Genomic DNA, 19,764 nt, shown 5'->3' with positions numbered 1-19,764 from the left:
ACAAGATGGAGGTTTAGACATGGGAGAGAAGCAGACCTATGATCTGTCTCATGGGCAGAAACGGTTCTGGGTTCAGTCCCAACTGGACGCTCAGAGCAGCGCCTTTAACCAATCGGTAGCCGTTCGGATCAGACAAGCCGTGAATACCGCGTATTTACAGCAGGCGCTCCATATCATCGTTGAAAGGCATTTTATCCTTCGTACAGTGATTACAGTGGTCGAGGGTGTGCCGAAGCAAGTGGTGCTGGAGCAAATGACCTTAAACGTGCCTGTCTCGGATGTGTCGGACATAGGGGAAGAAACAGCGTGGGCAGAGGTGCAAAAAGAAATACAGACCATGATGAATCAGCCTTTTGATCTGGAGCAAAGTCCGTTATGGCGGGCACAGATCTATAAACTGGCGGAAGATGACTATATTTTTCATATTTGTATGCATCACATGATTGAAGACGGTTGGTCTATGGATCTGTTTTTCCAGGAACTATTCCATATTTATCAGGCGTTGGAGCAAGGAACAAGCCTCCGTTTGCCAGATTTGCCAATTCAGTATATTGATTATGCACACTGGCAAAATCAGCAGGTGCTTACCGGAAAATTAAACTCACAGGAGCAATACTGGAAATCCCGATTGAATGGCGAATTACCAAGTCTTCAATTACCACTGGATTTCCCGCGTCCAACCGTCCGGAATGCTCCGGCAGCAGTAGAAAAGGTCACTCTGGATGCGGAATTATGCGCGGGCTTGGAGCAGTTGAATCGTAGGTACGGAACCACCATGTTTATGTCGATCGTGGCCAGTCTGAATGTGTTATTGGCTCGTCTAACTCAGCAGGAGGATATTATTATCGGTACTCCTGTGGCGGGGCGGAATCAAAAGCAGGTGCGCAATCTGATCGGTTTTTTTGTAAACACACTTGTGCTTCGGAATCGAATTTCACGTGATATTACTTTTTCCCAATTGTTACAGCAAGTCAAAGATGAATGCGCAGGAGCATATGCCCATCAGGACTATCCTTTTGATCAGCTATTGCAGGTATTGAACCGTCCGCGTCGCTTGAATCGTGCTCCGCTGTTTGACGTTCTGATTAATTTTGCAGCTGGATCTAAAAGTGAAGAGAACTTCGGGGGAATCCCGATGGAGCGAATCAAGCTAGGGAATGGTGCGGAAGCGAATGAATTTGACTGGACTGTGATTGTGGAGTCGGTGAACGACGAAATGGTCATCTCACTCAGCTATGGAACGGATCTATTTACACCTTTAACGATGCGCAGGATTGGAGCATACTTCCGTAATATTATTGCAGGTGCCATTCAGGAGCCGGAGCAGCCCGTTTGGAAAATGGACTATATCGGGGTAGAGGAACGGACCGAAATGAACCGCATTAATGATACACAGAAGACGTATCCGGCTGGAGTCACGATCACATCCTGTATCCAGGAGCAGGTTGCTCGTGCCCCTCATGCAGTTGGTGTCGTGGACGGTAGCAAAGCGGTGACCTATGAGGAAGTGCACCTTCGTTCCAACCAATTGGGCCAATTGTTTAGCCGTTATGGAGTTCGTCCCAACTCGCTGGTTGCCGTTATGGGAGATCGGGATGTTCCATTGCTCACCGTTATTTTGGGGATTATGAAGGCAGGCGGGGCCTATGTCCCAATTGATCCCGATTATCCGCAATCACGAATAGAGTATATGCTCAACGACAGCTCGTGCCGCGTGCTTGTTACGGATACACGCTATTTCGGGCGGATGTTAAACCATTTGCCTGCCAGCATTGAAACCGTCATTTGTCTGGATGAAACGGTATGGGGAGAATCGGAGTGGATCGTTAGGCTGCGTGAGATGCGAGGACATGAAGCTGAAGCTTCATTTATTCCTGTTAAGGTGCAAGACATCCCCGTTCATGATCTAGGTTTGGAAAACATTCCAGGCGAGGATGATCTCGCTTATATCATGTACACATCCGGCTCGACGGGACAGCCCAAAGGGGTGATGATGACCCATAAGGCTGTGCTGAATACATTATTTTGGCTGCAGGATACCTTTGCTCTGGGGCAGAAGATGTCATCGCACAGAAGACGTCTACCAGTTTCACAGACTCGGTGTGGGAATGGTTCTGGCCGCTGATGGTGGGAGCCAAATTAACCATTGTACCCACCGATATCGTCAAGGACCCTGCACAGCTATATCCATTTATGAAGCGGGAAAAGGTAACAGTCACTCAATTTGTTCCCGCGCTTATGAGTGTTTTCTTAAGTGCTGTCCGCAGTGCGGGAGAAGCTCATCCATTGCCCAATTTAAAGTGGATTTTTAACGGGGGCGAAGCGCTTCCGGTGAACGTCGTGCAGGAATGGTATTCCCTTTTTTGCACAGCTAAAATCGCCAATCTGTACGGCATGACGGAATCGGCTATCTATGCGACCCAGCATATCATTCAGCGCAAGCCAGATGAAGGTACATTACGTATTCCGCTGGGATTCCCGATTACGAATACTCGTGTGTATGTGCTGGATCAGGACGGACAGCTTGCTGGGTACCATGTTCAGGGCGAGATTTGTATCGGCGGGACAGGACTCGCGAGCGGATATTGGGGCAAGCCGGATTTGACAGCCAGGGCTTTCACTACGCATCCGTTGACTGGAGAACGGCTCTATCGGACAGGAGACTTGGGCTGTCAGACGCCGGACGGACAATTCCAGTATTTTGGGCGTAAGGACGACCAGGTTCAGGTACGTGGATTTCGCGTCGAAATGAAAGAGGTTGAGCAGGCGCTGGTCAGTCTTCCATGTATTCGTGAGGCAGCAGTGATTGCGCATATTGAGGAAACCGGAACCGGATTGATTGGCTACTACACATTGCAGTCGTCCGAAATAACGGCAGAAGAGGTGCGCGAATATCTAAAGGAACGGCTTCCAGACTATATGGTTCCCGGTCTGTTGGTCCCGCTCGAAGCTATGCCTTTAACCCCTCATGGTAAAATCGACCGTAAGCATATGCCGGAGCCTGAGGGAAGAAGTCTCGCAGGAACAGAATATGTACCCCCAAGGGACGATATGGAGCAAGAATTGTCCGCTATTTGGGGAGAAATTTTGGATATAGCGCAAGTGGGTGTGCAGGACCCCTTTTTTGCGTTGGGTGGACATTCGCTCAAGATGGCAAAAATGATTTACCGGATTCAGGAGCGCTTGCAAGTGAATGTGACGTTCAAAGAACTTTTTGACCATCAAACGATTCGTGAGCTGGCAGATTTACTTCGTCAGAAGACCTCTGTTCATGCGGCTTCTATCGAACCGTTGCCTGAGCAGGAATATTACCCCGTTTCTGCCGCTCAAAGACGATTATATGTACTGCATCAGCTGGAAGGAGAAAGCTTGAGTAATCACGTGTTCACTGGCTGGCAATTGGAGGGTGTGATCCAACGAGAGCAGCTTGAGCGTATTTTTCATACATTATTACTCCGCCATGAGGTGTTTCGGACGGGGTTTACCTTGCTGGAGGGTGAGGTAGTACAACGGATTCACACAGACGTGGCTTGGAAAATGGAATATACCGAAGGGGCGGCAGCTGATATGCCGCGAATTCAGCAATCGTTTTTACGTCCGTTTGATTTGCAACAGCCCCCGCTTTTACGAGTAATGCTCGTTCGACTAGCGGGGCAGAGCCACGTGCTGCTGCTGGATGTACATCATATTATTTTTGATGGTATATCTGCGACAGTGCTTATTGATGAGTTTATCTCCCTAATGGAAGGAAGCCATCTGGAGATACCGCGCATTCAGTATAAAGATTTTACTGCATGGCAGCATACACAGCTCAGCGGGGAACATCTGAAAGAACAGGAAGCATACTGGGTGGGATTGTTCGATGAGCAGCACACTGGACAGGAAGTCCCGCTTCTGAATCTGCCAGGAGATTATCCAAGACCAAAACAGCGGAGCTTTGCTGGAGGCTCGTTAGAATTTAGCCTTCCTTCAGCAAGTGCAACAAGCTTGCGAGAGCTGGCCATGGAGAGTGGCGCCACGTTATTTATGGTTTTGCTTGCAGCATACAATGTATTTTTGTCCCGCTACAGTGGGCAGGAGGACATCGTGGTCGGTACGCCAGTAGCCGGAAGATCACATGTTCAGCTGGAACGGATGCTCGGTATGTTTGTGAATACACTTGCGTTACGAAATGCTCCCGTACAGGAAAAGACCTTCCGGCAGTTTTTGAACGAGGTTAGAGACAATGCATTGAACGCGTTTGAACATCAGGACTACCCCTTTGATATGCTTGTCAATCGCTTGCATCTTCAACGGGATTTAAGCCGCAATCCGCTGTTTGACACCATGTTTCGGCTGCAAAACTTTATGGATGTCAGCAGGGAGGTACCAGGGCTACAAGTAAAGCCTTATCCACTGGAAAGCTCTTTTGCTTCATTTGATTTGATGCTGACCGTCGTGGAGCCGATCGCCCAGAATGAAGGCGATGATGGACAGGCTGGTCTGCATTGTACCTTTGAATACAGCTCGGAACTGTTCAGCGAGCAGACTGTTCGCCAGATGGCGCAGCATTTCATTGAATTGGCGGCTCAACTGGCTTCACAGCCAGACCGTCCTCTATATGCTGCCAGCCTGCTGACTTCTGCGGAGCAATCGCATATTCTTGTCGCTCGCAATGCGACTGAGTTTGCGCTTCCGGCTGACAAGCTGATGCATCATCTGTTTGAAGAGCAGGCTGCACGGATACCGGATGCCATAGCGGTAGAATGTGGGGACCGCCGTATAACCTATGGTGAGCTCGATATGCTGTCCAATCAGATGGCGAGAACCTTGCGTAGCAAAGGAGCGGGCGTGAATACGGTGGTTGCCTTGCTGCTAGAACGATCAGTAGATTTGCTGATAGGGATGCTCGGGATCTTAAAGGCAGGAGCCGCCTATTTGCCGATCGACCCCGATTATCCTGCGGCCCGCATTGCCTACATGCTGGAAGAGAGCGGAGCGAAATGGCTTATAAGTCGGGACACGTTACTGAAAGGACTTGATTTTAGAGGCGAAGTCATCTCATTGAATGATGAGAATATATATCGACAGGATGGAAAAAGGCTGGAGATTACACAACCGGGACCCAATGACTTGGCGTATATGATTTTCACCTCAGGCTCGACTGGAAACCCGAAAGGCGTGATGATCCGTCAGGAAGCTATCGTTAACCTGATCTATGGGATTACCGAGCGTATTCCGTTTGCTGAAGGACAGACCTTCTTTTCGGTAACGACAGCCGCGTTTGATATTTTTGTATTGGAAACGTTGCTGCCTTTGGCGAAGGGGCTACGGGTGGTGTTATCTACGGGAGAAGAGCAGGCTAATGCTGAACTGCTCCTGGAAGCTATTCGCCGAACAGGCCCGCATTTGCTGCAAATGACACCTTCGCGGCTCCAGCTTTTGCTTATGCACCCGGCAGCCCAAGAGGGTCTGCACACATTGCAGATCATGATGGTGGGAGGCGAGGCTTTACCACAGTCGCTGCTACGTCAGGCACAGGATATGACGACTGCACGCATATTTAACATGTACGGCCCAACTGAAACTACAGTCTGGTCAACTGTGCAGGAGCTTACCCAGCAGGAGCGAGTGACCGTGGGTACGCCGATAACGAACACACAAGTATATATCCTGGATGGTCAGCTTCAGCCTGTACCTGATCTTGTAGCGGGTGATCTCTGGATTGGAGGCAAAGGGCTGTCAGCCGGTTATGACAAGCGCCCTGAACTGACAGCGGAGAAGTTCAAAGCTAATCCGTTCCGATTCGGTGAGCGAATGTTTAAGACTGGAGATCTGGCGCGATGGATGCATCAGGGCGAGCTTGAAGTATTGGGCCGGATGGATGATCAGGTCAAAGTCCGCGGCTACCGGGTAGAGCTAGGGGAAATTGAACAAGCGCTGCTGGCTCATCCCAGCGTTCGGGAAGCTGCAGTCATTCAGGACAAATCGGATGAACAGGGGAGCAGCCCTCTTTGTGCCTATTGGATAGGCGAACAGACTTTATCGGTGAGTGAGCTGCGTAATCATTTGCTTGCCCGACTGCCGGAATATATGATTCCGTCGCATTTTATTATGTTGTCGGAGATGCCTTTAACGCCGAATGGAAAAATAAACCGTCGAATGCTGCCTAAGCCGGATCATAACCGCCCTCTTCTCGAAGTGGAATATGCGTCACCTGCTACAGAGGTGGAATTGCAGGTCAGCCGGATTTGGGAAGAAGTATTGCACAGAAGCGAACTTGGCATCCACGATAATTTCTTTGAGCTGGGGGGCAATTCGGTTTTGCTCATTCAAATGAATGTTCGTCTCCAGCAAATCTATCCAGGGAAAATCAATGTGGCGGACTGCTTCGCCTATCCGACGATTGCGAGACTTTCCGATTTTCTGGAACAGCAGCAAAAAGAACAAGCATGGACAGATGCAGAACAAGAACGCTATGAGCGTCAGGAGTACTACTGGCGTCGTTATTTGGTCGAACCGTTACCTTCTATTCCGTGGAATGAAGCGATGCGAGCAGCTGGAGGGGCAGATGGTCAGGCTACGTTCACTTTTACCTTACCTACTGACCTGCTGACCGTGTTGCAGAAAGCCGTTTGGCGTCAGGATTTTGCCCTATCAGACTTGCTACTGGCCGTTTATACGTATGTATTGTCACAAATGACAGGTCAGCCTGAGCTTATAGTGCTTATCGGGGAAGGACACCTATATCCCAATAAACCATCAATGCAACGTGAACCTTCTGTTTACACGGCTGTACAGCCTACCGGGGAGAGCTTGTATCCACTGCGTGTACGATTGATGGAAAATGATGATTTTAGCGTCCTGTGCAAAGAGGTTGCGAGTCATCGCCAAAAAGCGAAAGAGACAGATCTTTACCCGATCCCCGTCATGTTGCCGAATGGGGCAGGAAACGCCGATCCATCTGCTTTTCACCCTTGTGTGTTTTTGAATCACACGCCATCGGGACATGAAGTGACCCAACAATTGGACTGGGTGATTTATATGGATGTGCGTGCAGAGCAGGTACGGTTCCTGTGCGAATATCAAGCTGGAAAACTAAACAAGACTTGGGCGGAACAATTGATGAAGGCCTATGTCCACGTCCTGCACAAGATTGCTGACCTACTATAAGGAGGATGGAACGATGAAAAAATTAGGTTTTTTATTCCCGGGACAAGGCTCCCAATATGTAGGCATGGGTCAAAGCTTATACGATGAATATTCAGTAGCGAGAGAGACCTTTGAAGAGGCCGAAGAAGCACTGGGGTTTGATCTGAAGTCCCTATGTTTCACAGGTTCCATGGATGAGTTGACTCAGACCGCTAATGCGCAGCCCGCCATTTTGACCGTGAGCATTGCTGCTTATCGTGTACTGATGCAGGAATTGAAGCTTGCGCCATCCCTGGTAGCGGGTCACAGTCTGGGGGAATTTTCGGCATTGGTCAGTACAGGGGCGCTTGCTTTTTCGGATGCGGTGAAAATAGTACGTCAGCGAGGTATTCTGATGCAGGAAGCCGTCGCCCCTGGGGCAGGAGCGATGCTGGCGGTAGTCGGGAGTCATGAGCGTGAGGTCGAGGAGGTGTGCCAGCAAGCCTCTTCAGGTGGTGTGTCGGTCGGCATTGCAAATTATAATTCCTCCGAGCAGCTTGTTATTTCGGGCCATACTCCGGCGCTGGAGAAGGCCGAAGAGGAATTAAACCGTAGAGGAATCAAAACGGTTCGTCTTAAGGTGGGCTTTCCGTTCCATACGAATTTAATGCGGAGCGCTGCGGGCAAGTTTCGGGATGAGCTGGAGAGATATGATTATGGCCGTTTTCAATGGCCTGTGCTCTCTAATGTTACAGCGACACCCTATACGGATCGTCGTTATATCATATCTAACCTAACGTCGCAGATGGCCCAGCCTGTGCAATGGTATAAAAGCGTTCAATACATGTTGAATCAGGGCGTGAATCATTTTATAGAAATCGGTCCCAAAACTGTGCTGAGAAATTTAATGACAGGTATCACTTCCACAGCTCAATCCTTTGCCTTTGAGCATCCCTCCGGTCTGGAATTACTACGGAATGCTGATATGGAGTGCAAGCCGGATGGGTTGGGGCTTGTGACCTCCTGCATCGCGATTGCTGTTTCAACCCAAAATCGGAACTGGAACAATGATGAATATGAGCAGGGTGTAGTTGTTCCATATAAAGAATTGCAAAACATGCGCGAACAATTGATCGCGACCGGGACCGAGCCGACGATTGAACAAATGCAGCAAGCTCTGGACAAGCTAAAGTCCATTTTTGAAACTAAATTAACGCCTGCGGAACAACGGGCTGAGCGGTTTGAGCAAATTTTCAGCAATACGCATACACGCGAATTATTTCCCGCGTTTCAGGTCAGCTAATTGCAGCGAACATGAGGAACGGAAGGGGGAACGATGATGACAAAAACAGGATTCAATCTGGCGGCTCTTCAATTTAGTGAACAGGATTTTCTGGATGCAGGTCCGATCGCGGTCAATGAGCTGCGAGATTCGGATATTGCAGTCATCGGAATGAGCTGCAAAATTGCCGAAAGTGAAAATGCAGCTCAGTTTTGGGAGCTTCTGCGGGCGGGGCAGGACGCTATACGTCCTTTTCCTGCCAGTCGCAAAAAGGAGCTGGAGAGTCTCTTCCAAGTCGGACTGTTGAATGAACAAACGGCACTAAATGAAGGTGGGTTTTTGGATGAGATCGACAAGTTTGATTATCCCTTTTTTCAACTTTCTCCAGCAGAAGCACGGTTAATGGACCCGAACCAGCGGTTATTTTTGGAGTCTGCTTGGACTGCGATCGAAGATGCGGGATATGGGGGCAACAAGCTCTCTGGTAGCCGGACGGGAGTCTATGTGGGCTACAGTAGTGATTTTGGCGAGGAGTACAAGCGTTTTGTAGCAGAAATGGCGCCTTCCTTAGCTTCCTCAGCGATTCCAGGCAATATCCATTCTATGATTGCCAGTCGAATTGCCTATCTATTGGACTTAAAAGGACCCAGTCTGTTGGTGGATACAGCATGTTCTTCTTCTCTGGTAGCTATTCACCTGGCCTGTCGGGATTTGCGGCACGGGGATTGCGATACGGCGATTGCTGGGGGAGTAAAAGTTACACTCGTGCCCGTAAAAGAGGGGAAGGGCGGGGGGCTGGGGGTAGGCTCCTCGGATGACCGGACGAGAACATTCGATAGCATTTCGGATGGCACAGGCGGGGGAGAAGGTGTAGCTGCTGTTCTGCTCAAGCCCTTGAAGCGGGCCATTCAGGATCACGATCATATTTATGCTGTCATTAAAGGAAGTGCTGTGAACAATGACGGGACTTCCGCCGGGATTACGGCGCCCAATTCGCTGGCCGGAGAGGATGTCATTGTACGGGCCTGGAAGGATGCTGGGATTGACCCGGATACCATTACATATATCGAAGCTCACGGGACAGGCACCAAACTGGGTGACCCAGTAGAGATTGATGGTATACGGAGAGCTTTTCGGCAGTATACCGACCGGAAGCAATTTTGTGCCATAGGCTCAGTCAAAACTAATGTGGGTCACTTGGATAACAGTGCGGGAATCACGGGCTTTTTGAAAGCAGTACTTGCTTTGAAGCATGCAGAAATCCCGGCGAGCCTGCATTTCACCTGTCCGAACCCGGACATCAGCTTTATTGATTCACCTGTATATGTGAACGATAATCTGCAACCTTGGCCTAAGGAGAATTTTCCGCGACGCTGCGGAGTAAGCTCCTTCGGTCTAAGCGGTACGAACTGCCATGTCGTTCTGGAGGAAGCCCCGGCTTGGGCTGACATGCAGGACGGTGGTCAGTTGGGACAGGGAACCGCAGAGACGATTCAGCTTTTTACGTTGTCTGCCAAAAATGAAACCGTGCTTGCAGCCTATGTGAAGCAATATCAGCAATATGTCACAGAACCCCAAGCCTATCCGTTACGCGATCTTTGTTACACCGCCAATACGGGACGGGGGCACCATAGCTATCGTTTGGCGATTTTATGCCGGGACTGGAATGATCTGGGGGCAAAACTGGATCAGATTCAGACCTCTGCCTTCGGCTTCAGCGGACAAGCACAACAAGGAGAGCTTATACCGGGCGTATATTTTGGGCGTCATAAGGTGGTATCTGCCCAAAAGGAAAAAGAAGCGGGTGAGCTTACGCTGGAGGAAGCCAGAAGTCTGACAGCTGCAGCCCAAGAGAAACTGACCCAGTCTCCAATCGAATTTCACACCCTGAATTCTCTGTGCCGTATGTATGTTGAGGGGGCAGATGTGGAATGGGAGAGGTTATATGAAGGCAAAGCTTGCCACAGACGAAGCATTCCCACCTATCCTTTTGAACCTAAGCGATGCTGGGTGGAAGTAGAGGAAAAAGCTATAGCCTCGCAAGCTTCCCAAGTTCGTAAATTCACAGAGTTGGAAAAAATGCACCCGCTTTTGGATCGTTGTTTGGCAGAAACCGAGGGACAGGATATTTATCTGACACGCTTCTCTGTGGGGAGTCATTGGGTACTAAGCGAGCACAAGATAATGGAAAGCTGTATTGTACCGGGAACCACTTATCTGGAAATGGTTAGAGCAGGGCTGGAAAAATACAAGCGTCCAGGCAAGGTGCTGGAACTGTATGACGTTCAGTTTATTTCTCCGCTCATTTTGGAAGTAGAGGAAGAAAGAGAAGTACACACCATTTTGCAACGGGAAGGTGAGACGTTTTCGTTTAAGGTGATAAGCCGAACGGGACTCTCAGCTCAGCCGTGGGAACAGCAATGGGTAAGGCATGCACAGGGGCAGGCGATGTTTGTACAGGCTAGCCACCCTGTTATGAGTCTGGGCGATATTCGAACTGAATGTAACGACCAGGAAGTAGTAGTGGGCGAAAATCATGCTGAAGCAGCCGCCGCCTTTTCATTCGGACCGCGATGGGAGACATTGCGGACGATTGCAATTGGAACAGACCAAGTGCTGGCTAGACTGGAGCTGCCCGCAGCCTATCATATGGACTTGAACCAATACGTGCTCCATCCGGCTTTGTTGGATGTGGCAGTCGGGGTAGCAAGCCAGAGCTTGGGAAATGGTCTGTTCTTGCCATTTTCATATCAAAAGCTGCGTATTTACGACTCACTCCCACAGCATTTTTACAGCTATCTGCGTAAAAAAAGCAAGGTTAGAGAAAGTGGAGAAATTTTAACGGTAGATGTGCTCATTCTGGATGCTGAAGGTCAGGTACTGGTGGAAATTGAAGACTATGCTGTCAAACGAGTGCACGAGGCGGATTTCAAACGAAATCGGTACACAGAACATCATAAATATCATCAGCTTGTGTGGAAAAAGAAAGAACAGGCATATGCCGGGCATGAAGCAGACACAGCAACCCGAACCACAAATAATTCGGTATTCTCCGCACCGCTGGAAACGATTTTATTATTCACAGATAACCGTCCGATCGGTGTAACGCTGCGTGGACAGTTGGCCCAAGAAGGGTATGATGTGGTCGAAGTAAAGCGGGGAGCCAGCTTTGCTAAACTGTCAGACCATGCTTACTTCTCTAATGGTACCGAGGAAGATCATATACACCTGTTGACAGAGGTGCGATGCCGGAACGCTAAGAAACTGATATATCTCTGGAGCGGGCAGTCTATGGTTCAGCTATTTCATCTGGCCAAGGTAATCACACAGACCAAGCCTGCTGTTCAGGAACTGACAGTGATCGCTGAGCAGGCTTATCAAGTGAACGGATTGGAAAATGAATTAAAGCCGGAACATGCGGGCTTGTTTGGACTGGCCCGGGTCATCGGTCAGGAATATCCCGATTTGACTTGCCGTTGTCTTGATATAGATACGAACACCCGGATTTCCGACATCACTCACTCCTTATGGCACGGAAATGATGATACATTTCTGACCGCTTGGCGTAACGGAGAACGTTATGTAGAGCAAATTGAGCCCGTGGATTTGATGGAAAGTAAGGCTGACCCGATTACGATCAGACCGCAGGGAGTCTATGTTATTACTGGTGGTACTGGCGGGCTGGGGTTGGCAGTCGGCCAATGGCTTGCTACGAAAGGGAAGGTCACGCTGGGATTACTGGGTCGCACACCATTGCCACCCAAAGAGCAATGGGAAACCATTGCATACGCAGATTCGAACATCAGTCCAAGCTTTAGACAGAGTTCAAAGCCGAATATGGATACAAAAATTCTGAATACGATTACCGCCTTGCTGGAATTGGAGCGGCAGGGAGCTCAGGTAGAATATTATGCTGTCGATGTAGCTGACGAGGCGGCTATGAAGCAAGCCATGAATGAATTTCGTCACAAGTATGGGGCTATTCACGGCATCATCCATGCTGCGGGTGTGGCAGGAGACGGTTATATGGCGCTCAAGAGTCAGGACCGCTTCAACGAGGTATTGGCTCCCAAGATAACAGGCACACATGTGCTTGACCGAATTACAGCTTCGGATACACTGGACTTTTTTATTCTTTTTTCATCCGTCACTTCGCTGACGGGTGGACCAGGACAAAGCGACTATACGGCGGCCAATGCTTATCTGGATGCCTTTGCCGAGTGGCGGAATCAATCCGGCCATCGCACACTTTCCATCAACTGGGCTCCTTGGCAGGAAACCGGGATGGCTTTTGAGCACAAGGTTGATTTCCAGGAGAGCTTATTCCATGCTCTGTCCACACAAGAAGGACTGGCCGCTCTTGAACAATTATTGCTTCATCCCGTTTCGCGTGTCATTGTGGGTGGCTTGCACTATGCTCAGGTGGCCGCACTCGATTCTACTGCCATTCCTTTCGGCTTATCTCATGAAATGCGCGCTATTTTGGAACGTCATCGTCGGCTTCTACATAATCATGCGGTCATGTCATCCGATGCTTTGCGTCGTCCTGTACAGCTGCATGGTCGAGGGACAGGAGAATACAGCTCATCGGAAAAGGTGATCGCGAGCATATGGGCGGATGTGCTGGGGCTTGATGAGCTGAACATCTATGACAGCTTTTATGAGCTGGGAGGAGACTCCCTGATTGCCAGTAAAATGGTAGGGCAGATGAATCAGAGCTTGTCTACAAAAGTGGATATCAGCGATATTTTCAATTATATGACGGTCCACGAATTAGCCCTGTATACGGATGGAGAAGCGAAGCAGCCCCTTCTGGCAGAAACGGAGCTGCCTTCACCCCGATCAGCCGGCTCAAATCTGATTATTCGTCCGCCGCAACAACGCGAGGTGTATCCTGCTTCATCGACACAGCGTCGATTTTATATGATGCGTCAGATGGCAGGGCACAGCACCTTGAACAACCTATGCAGTGCGATGACCATCACGGGTAATCTGGATCATCATCGGTTGGAGGAAGCCATATATGCGGTGATTCGGCGTCACAGCTCTCTGCGCACCGCTTATGAACTGCGGGATAACGAACTGGTACAGATCGTGTACCCAGAGGTAGATTTTTCGCTGGAATATAGCGAAGGGGACGGGCGCGAGTTGGAGGCGTATGTGGACGAATTTATCCGTCCCTTTGATCTGAATTGCGCGCCGCTTTTAAAGGCAAAGCTGGTCCAGCTGGAGGAGAATGTTCACCTCTTTTTGTGTGATGTTGACCATATTGCAGCCGATGGAGCCTCAATTGGTATTTTATTAAGTGAAATGATACAGGGCTATTCGGGATATGATCTATCGCAACTGCCTATGCAATATACCGATTTTATACTTTGGCAAAATCAGCGTCTGGACAGTGCCGAGATGAAAAAGCAGGAGGAATACTGGCTGGACGTATTTAAGGGAACGCTGCCTGTACTTGATTTGCCTACAGATGAGCCGCGGGCCGCGCAAATGAGCAATGCCGGGGATGTTTATACATTTGAGCTAAGCGAGGAACTAACAGCTTTGGCAAAAGAAACAGCGGTACAGCACGGGGTTACGCTTTTTATGCTTCTGTACGCTGTTTATAGTACATTATTGGCAAAATATGCGAATCAAGAAGATATCATCATTGGCACGCCAAGCGCAGGCCGTCAATCCGAAGAGACTCAGCACATGATTGGGCTGTTCATCAATACACTGGCCCTGCGGACTGCACCATCCGAAGATAAGCCGTTCTCGACCTATTTGCAGGAGGTTAAGAAACACGCGCTTGAAGCATATAAGCATGAGGATTATCCCTTTGAAATGCTGCTGAATCAGCTTGACGTGCCGCGAGACCGGAGCCGAAATCCGCTATTTGATGTTCAGTTTATTTCCCAGAACTTTAAGGGGGAACCGATGAGCATCGACGGGCTTTGCTTTACTCCGTTGGAAGCTAAAATGGAGGCTGTACAAGTTGATCTAACGGTCATATGGCTTGAAAATGAAGGCAGGCTGCGTTTTCACTTTGAATATGCGACCCAATTGTTCAAGGAAGAGACCATACGTCGACTTGCCACTTATTACGAAAATCTTTTACAAGAAGTCGTTGCGGATGCTACACGCCCGATTGGCCTCATTTCCATGAATCATGCGGAAGAAAAGCAGCGATCCCTGTACGAGTGGAATCAAACCCAGGTGGATTATCCGCAGGAAAAGCTGGTTCACCAGTGGTTTGAAGAACAGGCTGAACAGCACCCTGATCGGAATGCTGCCGTTTATGGGCAGCATTCACTGACATACAGACAATTGAATACTAGAGCGAATCAGCTAGCGCGGCACTTGCTTGCCTATCAGTTGGCACCAGACCAAGCTGTTGGTATTTTGGTCCCCCGTTCGCTGGATATGCTGACCAGCATGCTTGCTGTACTTAAAGCAGGAGCAGCCTATGTCCCTATGGACCCGGAACATCCGACGGAGCGGGTGGCCTACATGATGGAGGACAGTGGCGCAACTGTGCTCCTAACTTCTGTGGAAAGTGTCAGCATAACCTCACTTTGTTTTACAGGGGCTGTCGTTGATGTAAGTGATCCGGCCTTGTACAGCGGAGATGCGGATAATATAGCTTTGGCGGGCAAGGAGCTTCTGGCCTCTCACCATCTGGCGTATATTTTGTACACGTCGGGATCATCCGGTAAGCCCAAAGGTGTGATGGTAGAGCACAGAAATGTAACGAATTATATCACGGCTTTTCAGCATGAGTTCCACTTAACGGCTGAAGACGTGGTGCTCCAGCAGGCAGCCATTACCTTTGATGCATCCGTGGAGGAAATATACCCTACATTGGCAGCAGGTGGAACGCTGGCTATGGTTTCTCGGGATGAACTGAAGGACATCCAGTTGCTCAATCAATTCATTCGCCGGCAGCAAGTGACAGTGGTCAGTGCCTCACCATTTATTTTGAATGAGCTGAATCAACTGCCCCCTTTCCCGCATATTCGTGTTTATATTAGCGGTGGGGATGTGCTGAAAAGTGAATATGTTACCCAGTTGTTGCGCTCCGCAAAGGTCTACAATACGTACGGACCGACAGAAGCGACCGTCTGTGCGACCTATTATCGTGTGCCGGATACTCCAGATGTTCATCCGCTGCCTATCGGACGACCTGTTGCCAATGCTGCGGTATACATCATGAATCGCAGGGGGACGGATGTTATGCCTATCGGGGTACCCGGTGAAATCTGTATTTCAGGTCGAGGGATTGCACGCGGCTACATGAACCGCCCCGAACTGACGGAACAGCAGTTTGTAGCAAACCCATGGATACCAGGCGAGCGTATGTACAAAACGGGTGATCTGGGCAGATACCTCGAAGATGGGCAAATTCAATTTTTAGGAAGAAAAGATCAACAGGTTAAAGTACGGGGCTACCGTATCGAACCGGGCGAGATTGAAAAATCGTTGCTCCAGCACCCGCATATACAGGATGGGATTGTGCTGGTGCAGGAAGTTCTACCAGGTATGCAAGAGCTATGCGCCTACATCGTGACGGATCTGGAGTTATCGGTGGCAGAGCTGAAGACCCATCTGTCGGCAACCTTGCCTGATTATATGATTCCGTCTTACTTTGTTCGAGTCGATGCAATCCCGTTAACACATCATGGAAAAATCGATCGTCATGCTTTACCGCAGGTAAATGAAAGCATCAAGGTCGGCACGACCTATGTACAGCCAGCTACACCTCTGGAAGAGCGCCTGGTTGAGCTTTGGTCGGAAATCCTGCACCGGGAGCAGATTGGTACACAGGATGATTTTTTCCTGCTGGGTGGACAATCCTTACTGGCAACCAAGCTGGTCTATCTTATTAATCAAGAATGGAATGTAAGTCTGTCGCTGCGTGATTTCTTCCGGGCAGGCACGGTTCAAGGATTAGCGAAATGGATCGAGGAAATTCAATCGGGTCGTGAACATGGAATAGTAGTGGAACAAAACGGATTAATTAAGCCCTTTAATCTCCGACAAAAGCCGTTGTTCCGCATTCAGGTTATTCATCAGCCCGCAAACCATCATTTGCTGTTCATTGATATGCATCATATTATTACGGACGGTCTTTCCCAAGAAATTATCGTCGAGGAATTTGCTCGTTTATACGGTGGCATGAACTTGCCGGAATTGATGATCCAGTATAAAGATTACGCTGTGTGGCAACGTGAATTTATGAACAGTGCGGAATTCCGGCAGCAGGAGCAGTTTTGGCAGGAGCTTTTTCAAGGGGAAATTACAGAACTGCAATTGCCTACGGATTATTCACGCCCCGATGAGAGAAGAGGTGAGGGACGAGCCGTTCATTTTGAGCTGGATCAGGAATGGACGTGGAGATTAAAACGCTTTGCCCTGCAACAAAATGCCACAGTATTTATGGTTTTATTGGCGGTCTACAACCTATTGCTGGCCAAAGCCAGCGGGCAGGAAGATATTATCGTCGGTATTCCGGTATCCGGCAGAACCCATGCGAGTCTGAGTCCCCTGGTGGGTATGTTCGTCAATACGTTAGCCCTTCGCAACACGCCGAAGAAGGACATGACGGTGCAGGAATTTTTAATACAGGTCAAGGAACATTCTCTTCAGGCTTTTGAGCATCAGGACTATCCATTTGAGCAACTGGTTGAGAAGCTGAATTTGGCTGGCCGAACAAGCCGTAATCCGCTGTTCGATACTATGTTTGCATTATTGAACGAGTCTTCCCGTACCATCGTGGAATTACCTGGCCTGGAATTGACCCCATGTGATGAGGTGGAATATACAGGAGCACAATTTGATTTAACATTTACCGCAGCCATGACCGACCAGCATATCGAATGTATCCTTCAATACGATGTAGATCTCTTTACTGAGGAGACGGTTGAACGCTTGAGCCGGGAATATCTTCAAATTTTACGTTCGATCCTTATCAATCCACAGCAAAAGATCGGAGAGCTTCGAATAGAAGAGGTGGCTGTTAACCCGAATGAGCATTACCAAGAGAAAGAGCTTGAGCCCGCAGGTGTCCATAAGGAAGAGGGCTGGACGAATGAGCTTGCGGTTGCACTTTCGGATTCGGTGAGTGAGGCAGAATGGAAGACGCTCGTCCACGATTTCAACCAGACAGAGATGGATATGGGATCTATAAAGCTATTGCATCAATACTTTGAGGATCAAGCAAGTCGTAACCCTGAACAGATCGCTCTCATTTCCGGTCAACAGCAGATCAGCTACCAGGAAATGAATCGGCGGGCGAATCTGGTCGCACATACTTTACTGGACTCCGGCACCCAGCCAGAGCAAGTAGTAGCTATAGTTATGGAGCGCTCACCGGAAATGATTGTTGCTTTGTTAGGCGTGTTAAAAGCAGGGGCGGCATATCTTCCCATCCATCCAGCCGATCCGAAGGAACGGATTCGCTATATCCTGGCAGACGCTGGTGCCGAGTGGATTCTGACCCATCAGCGCTGCCATGACAACTGGATGGATGAAGAAATTCAGCGGGTCATCGACGTTGATTTATTGTGTCAGGATCAGCAAGAACGCGGTAATCCAGAGCTTGCCATTCAGCCTGATCATCTGGCCTATGTCATCTTTACCTCCGGCTCAACCGGGCAGCCCAAAGGGGTAATGGTGGAACACCACGCCTTTAGTTCACGAGTGGTATGGCTAGCACAACAGCTTGAATTAAGTGAGCAGGACACAGTGCTGCAAAAAGCATCCTATACCTTTGATGGTTCCATCGTCGAACTGTTCAGCTGGTTTATGGGCGGAGGACGATTGGTATTACTGGAGGCTGGTGGAGAAACGGATACCCGTCAAATGCTGGATACCATTCACCTGCATCAGGTTACGGTGGCTTTCTTCATTCCTACTGTGCTGCAAATGTTTTTGTCAGAGCTTTCAGTCGAGGATACGCTTCAGGCAGCCACTTTGCGTTGGGTCATGTCAGGGGGCGAACCGTTAGGCCAGGAGCAAGTGCGAAACTTTAATCTGAAGTTTCCGGAGGCAAAATTACTGAATCTGTATGGACCTACGGAAGCCAGTGTGTTTGCAACAGCCTATACGTGTACATCTGTATCTTCGGAAGGTCCAATTTCCATCGGACGACCCGTGGGCAATACTCGGGCCTATATCCTAAACCAGAAGCTGGCATTGGTAGGTTTGGGACAGGTAGGAGAGCTTTGTCTGGGAGGGCGCCATCTGGCACGCGGGTATGTACATCTGGATGAACTTACGGCAGAGCGTTTTATTCCCAATCCTTTTGTACCGGGTGAGCGAATCTATCGTACAGGCGATCTTGCCCGTATGCTACCTAGCGGCGAGATTGTTTACTTGGGACGGTCGGATCAAATGGTGAAAATCGGGGGCTACCGGATTGAAACGGGCGAGATTGAAACAGCTCTTTTGCAACATACGGCTATTCAACAGGCGGCTGTGCTAGATTGGACAGATGAGCAGGGCAACAAGTATTTGTGCGCTTATCTGGTTGTGCAAACCGACTGTACCGTTCGAGATTTAAGGGCATTTTTGCTGGAACGATTGCCGGAATATATGATCCCTTTACGTTTTATGAGGGTCGAGAACATGCCCCTTGGTTCAAGCGGAAAGCTGGACCGTAAGGCGTTAGATGCCTTGGGGATAGAGCTGCCTTCCGGCAAAGAGCTTACACCGCCACGTGACGAAATGGAACGGAAGCTGGTCCTGTTGTGGGCGGACATTTTCAAAACAGGTGCAGTAGGTATAGATGATCATTTCTTTGAGTTCGGTGGAGACTCGTTGCTGGCTCACCAGTTTATTTTGCGTGTGCGTCAAACGTTGGCCATTGAGATGACTTTAAAAGATCTTTTTGCAGCTCCGACCATTCGACAACTTTCGGATCTCATAAGCTCCAGAAGAATTGAATACCATCACGAGGTTGAAGAGACGGTCTGTTCCTTGATTCCTGCCGCCGCTCCGAGTGCCTATTATCCGGCCTCATCTGCTCAAATGCGTCTTTTTATGATGCACGAGCTGAATCCAGAGGATCTGAGTTACAACCTACCAGGCGCTATTATGCTGGAAGGAGAGCTGGACATCGCCAAACTTCAAGAAGCCTTCCAAGCGCTTATTCAGCGTCATGAAGCTTTTAGGACGACATTTGATGTGATCAACGGTGAAATTATCCAGCAGATTCATGAATCTGTTCCATTAAATATTGAATTTTTTAAAACAGAGGAAACGGAGATTAGCAACATACTTCGGGGCGCTGGAAAGCTAATAAAGGAAGTCGTCCCTGTACAGCAGCATGCACTGTCATCGGTAAAAGTAGAGAAAAAAGAACGCCGACGGAGGGAGATTTAGCA

At 49.2% G+C, this 19,764-nt stretch carries 4 protein-coding genes; all 4 read left to right on the top strand.

Annotated elements, in window-relative coordinates; all coding sequences use genetic code 11:
* The first annotated feature begins 19 nt into the window (after window positions 1–19).
* Genes G7035_RS27170 through G7035_RS02815 form a run of 4 tightly spaced genes read left to right on the top strand, consistent with a single transcriptional unit; the run spans window position 20 to window position 19,762 of the window.
* Window positions 20–2,125 carry a non-ribosomal peptide synthetase gene (locus G7035_RS27170; RefSeq protein WP_269060450.1) on the top strand — a complete coding sequence of 702 codons (2,106 nt, stop codon included), beginning with the start codon at window positions 20–22 and terminating at the stop codon, window positions 2,123–2,125.
* Entirely contained in the window at window positions 2,026–7,152 is a 5,127-nt protein-coding gene (locus G7035_RS27165) for a non-ribosomal peptide synthetase (RefSeq protein ID WP_269060449.1), read from the top strand. Before G7035_RS27170 ends, G7035_RS27165 begins: the two co-directional genes overlap by 100 nt.
* A gap of 13 nt (window positions 7,153–7,165) precedes the next feature.
* Window positions 7,166–8,413 carry an ACP S-malonyltransferase gene (fabD, locus tag G7035_RS02820; RefSeq protein WP_019686391.1) on the top strand — a complete coding sequence of 416 codons (1,248 nt, stop codon included), beginning with the start codon at window positions 7,166–7,168 and terminating at the stop codon, window positions 8,411–8,413.
* A 33-nt stretch (window positions 8,414–8,446) separates the two neighbouring features.
* The gene (locus G7035_RS02815) at window positions 8,447–19,762 is read left to right on the top strand and encodes a non-ribosomal peptide synthetase (RefSeq protein ID WP_230877389.1); all 11,316 of its coding nucleotides are present in this window, start codon (window positions 8,447–8,449) and stop codon (window positions 19,760–19,762) included.
* Window positions 19,763–19,764: the final 2 nt, after the last annotated feature.

It is taken from the genome of Paenibacillus polymyxa, assembly GCF_015710975.1.
GTDB lineage: Bacteria > Bacillota > Bacilli > Paenibacillales > Paenibacillaceae > Paenibacillus > Paenibacillus polymyxa.
Note: the sequence above shows the minus strand (reverse complement) of the source record. Positions and strands in the feature narration are given on the sequence as shown.